The 4,303-nt window shown below is 70.3% G+C and carries 5 protein-coding genes and 2 pseudogenes; all 7 read right to left on the bottom strand.

Going from position 1 to position 4,303, the window contains the following annotated elements:
* A pseudogene (locus tag ABD056_RS22495) lies at window positions 1-503 on the bottom strand (hypothetical protein); the annotation flags it as partial.
* On the bottom strand, window positions 500-1,213 hold the full coding sequence (locus ABD056_RS22490; protein WP_343870502.1) for an OmpA/MotB family protein: 714 nt from the start codon (window positions 1,211-1,213) through the stop codon (window positions 500-502). The gene ABD056_RS22490 and the pseudogene ABD056_RS22495, both read right to left, overlap by 4 nt.
* A 3-nt stretch (window positions 1,214-1,216) precedes the next feature.
* Window positions 1,217-1,972 (bottom strand): hypothetical protein, encoded by a 756-nt coding sequence (locus ABD056_RS22485; protein WP_343870500.1) that lies wholly within the window; start codon window positions 1,970-1,972, stop codon window positions 1,217-1,219.
* 22 nt (window positions 1,973-1,994) lie between these two features.
* Complete coding sequence (locus ABD056_RS22480) at window positions 1,995-2,708, bottom strand: protein phosphatase CheZ (protein WP_343870498.1); 714 nt, start codon at window positions 2,706-2,708, stop codon at window positions 1,995-1,997.
* A 57-nt stretch (window positions 2,709-2,765) separates the two neighbouring features.
* Window positions 2,766-3,155 carry a response regulator gene (locus ABD056_RS22475; protein ID WP_097281084.1) on the bottom strand — a complete coding sequence of 130 codons (390 nt, stop codon included), beginning with the start codon at window positions 3,153-3,155 and terminating at the stop codon, window positions 2,766-2,768.
* A 105-nt stretch (window positions 3,156-3,260) separates the two neighbouring features.
* Window positions 3,261-4,016, bottom strand: coding sequence for a MotE family protein (locus tag ABD056_RS22470; RefSeq protein WP_343870495.1), 756 nt, complete (start codon window positions 4,014-4,016; stop codon window positions 3,261-3,263).
* 46 nt (window positions 4,017-4,062) lie between these two features.
* Window positions 4,063-4,303, bottom strand: a pseudogene (locus ABD056_RS22465) (hypothetical protein); the annotation flags it as partial.

The following is a 4,303-nucleotide window of genomic DNA, read 5'->3' as shown; positions in this document are numbered from 1 at the left end:
GCCACGCCGTTCGGCTGGGCGGCGGCCTGGGCCTGCGGCTGGGCCGGGGCCTGGGCGGCGGGCGGCTGGGCGCCGCGCGCCATGAGGTCGAGCACCACCGAGGTGCCGATAGTGAAGGTGCGCGGCTCGAACCCGCCCTTCAGCGGCAGGGTGACGGTCTTGCCGTCGGGCGACACGCGGGCGGCGCCGACATAGTCGCGCAGGGTGGCGGGAATGCGCTCCGCCCCCGGACCCACCGGCTGGTCGAAGCGGATGATGATCTGCCCGGCGGCGGTTTCGACGTCGTAGCGGACCGGGCTGTCCCAATCGAACACGATGCGGCCGTAGCCGTCATGGGTGGCCGCCCGCACGCCGGTGGCGGCATCGGCGACGGCGGCCGCCAGGGCGGCGGCCAGCAGCGGCAGCGCCACCGCCAGGGCGGCGGCCAGCCGGCGCAGGCAGGCGCGGGCGCGGCCAGGGCGGCGCGACGGCGAAACGGCGGTGCTGGCGGGCAGACCGGTCATCGGCTGCGGGCCCCTTCATGGATCACCACGTCGACGCGGCGCGCAAGCTGGGCGCGCTCGGCCGGCGAAAGGCTGGCGGGAAGATCGGCGGCACGGCTGTCGCCGTGGCCGAGAACGGGAATGGCAGCGCGGTAGCCGGCCTGGGTGAGGGCATTGGCGACGGCGGCGGCGCGGGCCATGGACAGCTCCCATGCCGAGGTGAAGCCGCCGCTGCCGCCCCGCCCCTCGCCGGCGGCGGCATGGCCGGACACCGAGATGGCGTTGGACAGGTTGGCGAGCTTGCCCGCCAGCGACGCCAGCGACGCCTCCCCCGCCGGGCTGAAGGCGCCGTCGGCGCCGAACAGCACGTCGGCCGGCAGCGCCAGCACCAGGCGGTCGCCGGCCACCGACAGGCGGGCGCGCGACAGCAACGGATCGGCCGCCAGGGTCTCGTGCAGCACTGCCTCCAGATAGGTCAGGTTCATGGCCACCGGCACGTCGCGGGCGGCGATGTTGAACTCCATGGAGCGGTCGGAGACCGGCGCCTGCGGCTCGGTCTGCTGCGTGCGCGAAAAGGCGCGGCTCACCGCATCCCATGTGTCGGTCTTCATGGTGGTCATGGAGAACAGCAGGACGAAGAAGGTCAGCATGAGCACGACAAGGTCGGCAAAGGTGACCATCCAGGCCGCCGTGCCGCTGTCGCCGCTGTCGATCTCTTCGTCCATCACCATCCGTCACTCCTGCGCCGGGCCGGCGTCCGCATCGGGCGCGGCTCCGGCCTCGGCGTCCTCCGGCGCCTGCGGCACCGGTTCGGCCAGCGGGCGGCTGAGGTCGGGCCGGTCGGCCGCCTCGTCCGCCATCGTAAAGGTCATGCGCGCCCGCCCGGCCTCCAGCGGCGACACCCCGACCACCACCGCCGCCGGCGGCGCCCCCCGCTCCACCAGGGTGCGGGCCAGCACCCCGGCACGGGCCATCGCCAGCGTTTCGGCCAGCGGCAGCAATTCGCCCGTAGGGTAATCCGAACCGGTTACGAATTCCATTACGTAGCGATAGCCGCGCGGCGCCGTCGACAGGCCGGCGACGATGCGGTCCAGCAGCCGCAGATGCGGCTCCCGCAGCCGCGCCTCGCCGGGCACGAACAGCGCCTCGACAGGCAGGTCCACCTCCATCACCCGGCCCTGCGAGCGGTGAGTGATCTTCACCGCCGGGATGGCCGCCTCGAACAGCCCCTCCAGCTCCTCGTGGAAGCTGCGCGCCTCCTGCACGGCCAGACCGGCATCGCCGGTGAAGCGCCCGAGCGAGGTGGTCTCGAACCGGTTGAAGGCGGCGTTGACGCTGTCCACCGCCCGCGTCTGGCGGTCCTCCTCGAAGGTGGACAGCGACAGCAGGGTGATGAAGAAGGCAAGCAGCATCAGGTACAGCGCAAGGAACAGCGACAGCGACGTGTGCCGCTTGCCGCTCTGTCGCGCCAGTTCCTCGATGTGTTCCATCCGGAACGGGTTCTTCCGTGGCTCAGTCGAAGCTGGCGAGCAGGGCGTCGATATCGTCCTGCCGCATGGCGTTATCCGCCATCTGCGGACCGTTCAGCAGCTCCTCGTCGGTCGGCTTGGTCGGCGCTCCGCCGGCAGCGGCGGCCCCCGCCCCGGCCGCGGCGGGCGCGGCGGCGGTGGTGGCGGCAGCAGCGGCCGGATCGGCGGCGCGGGTCTTGTCGAAGGCGGGGTCGAAGGCGCGCACCAGCCCGTCCACCCGTTCCTCGATGATCTTCAGGGTGCGCACCACCTTGGTGATGCGCTGGCCGGTGATGTCCTGGAAGGTGCAGGCCTCGTAGATCTGGGTGGTGGCCTGCGCCAGCCGTTCGGCGGCTTCCGGCGACACCTCCGCCTCCAGGGCTTCCAGCACCTCGGCGGCGTCCATGATCTGGTTGGTCGCCTTCTCCGTCGCCTCGACGATGGCGTCCAGCTCGTCGGACGCGCTCGGCAGGAACTGCGACTGGATCTCGCCGGGATTGATGGCGGCGATCTCGCACCGGGCGGCGTGGATGTAGCGGGCCAGGCCCTCCAGCTCCTTGTAGAGCTGGACATCCTCCGCCGTCACATCCCCCGTCATGGAGGCAAGCAGCGCCTCCACGACACCGGCGACATCGGCGATCGCGACGGTTTCCCCCCGCGTCTGCCGAAGCTCCGCCAGACGGGCCTCAAGGGCCTCATCGACAACAGCTGCAGCCATGGCAAGACCTCCCCGCCGGTCGATGCCGACCCTCCCCGACCGATACCGAACGGCGGCTCAGAAGTCGCCGAGCACGCTGACCAGCTTGCTCTTCAGGGTTTCCGCGTTGAACGGCTTGACGATGTAGTTGGAAACGCCGGCTTCCTTCGCCGCGATCACGTTTTCCGACTTCGATTCGGCGGTGACCATGATGAACGGCAGCATCTTCAGCTTGGCGTCGGCGCGCACTTCACGCAGCAGCTGCAGGCCGGTCATCGGCTCCATGTTCCAGTCGGAAATGACCAGGCCATAGTTGCCGTTGGCGCGCAGCAGCTGGAGGGCGGCGCTGCCGTCGGTCGCTTCATCGATGTTGGTGAAGCCCAACTGGCGAAGCAGGTTGCGGATGATGCGCAGCATCGTCTTGTAATCGTCGACGATCAGGACACGCATATTCAAATCGACAGCCATTCTGGACTCCGTTTGCGACAGCCGGCCGGCAACCAGGCTACGACCCGAAAAACACTACCGCTTCTCATAAAATACCCGACCTTGTGAGGCAACCCTTTTGGTTGGTCAGCCTGCACCGTCGCCGGCGGTGCCGTCGGGGTTGGGCAGACGCCGCATGCGCGACATCTCCTCGGTGAGCGCCCGCGCCTTGGCGGGGTCCATCGACGCCAGGATGGGCGCCGACTTGCTCTCCTTCATGTTTACCATGACCTGGATGAGAATGGGCATGTCGAGATCATTGAAAATCCGCGCCGCATCCTTGGGCTTCATGGTCGCATAGATCTTCACCAGCTGGGCGACCTTCTCGGCTTCCTTCTCGTCGTAGAGCGCGAGGAGGCCGGTGATGGTGTCCTGCAGGGTCTTCAGTTCGGCGACCTTGCGGTCGATTCGCGTCTCGGCCGCCTGCAGCAGACCTTCGCGCATGGCCAGTTCCTTCTCGCGCGCCTCGATCTGCTCGCGGCGCTCGGCCAGCTTCTGCAGCAGGTCGATTTCCGACTGGGTGAAGGCGGCGGGGTCCTGCGCCGGGTCGAACGAGGCCTGCGGCTTCGGCGCCTGCCCGCCCACCTGCGAGGCGCTGACCGGCGGCAGGCCGCCGGCGGAGGGCTGGACACCGGCCGGCATGGGCGCCGGCTCCGGCGCCACCGGCGGGGCGGCGCCCTCGGCGTTCTGCGCCAGGGCGGCCGACTGGCCGACCGACACCTCGGCGAGGTTCAGCCGGTTGAAGTCCTCGTACAGACCGCCCAGGCGCACCGTCAGCATCAGCACGGCGACAAAGATGGTCACCGGCAGGAGGCGCGGCCGCGGGATCGCGAACTTCTTCATGACGCCCTACTCTTCCCCCAAGTGGTCCAACCTGCGGCGGCGGTGCTCACCGCACCGACCGCAGGGCCCGCAGCAGTTCCCGTTCCGCTTCCGAGCGTTCCGGCTCGGGCGAGAACAGCCCCTCGTCATCATCCTGCTCCGACCGCGCGGCGGCCTCGGCCAGGCCGCGCAGGGCGGCCGTCAGGTCGTCGTCGCCGCTGCGCAGGTTGGACGCCGGCGGAGCCAGCGGCCGGCCCGGGCGCTTGGCCGGCAGCGCCGCCCCCGGACGATCGGCCGGGCTGACCGGG

The organism is Caenispirillum bisanense (assembly GCF_039523075.1).
Taxonomy (GTDB): Bacteria; Pseudomonadota; Alphaproteobacteria; order Rhodospirillales; family Rhodospirillaceae; genus Caenispirillum; species Caenispirillum bisanense.
The sequence above is the reverse complement of the archived record's forward strand: the minus strand, read 5'-3'. Positions and strand labels throughout refer to the sequence as shown.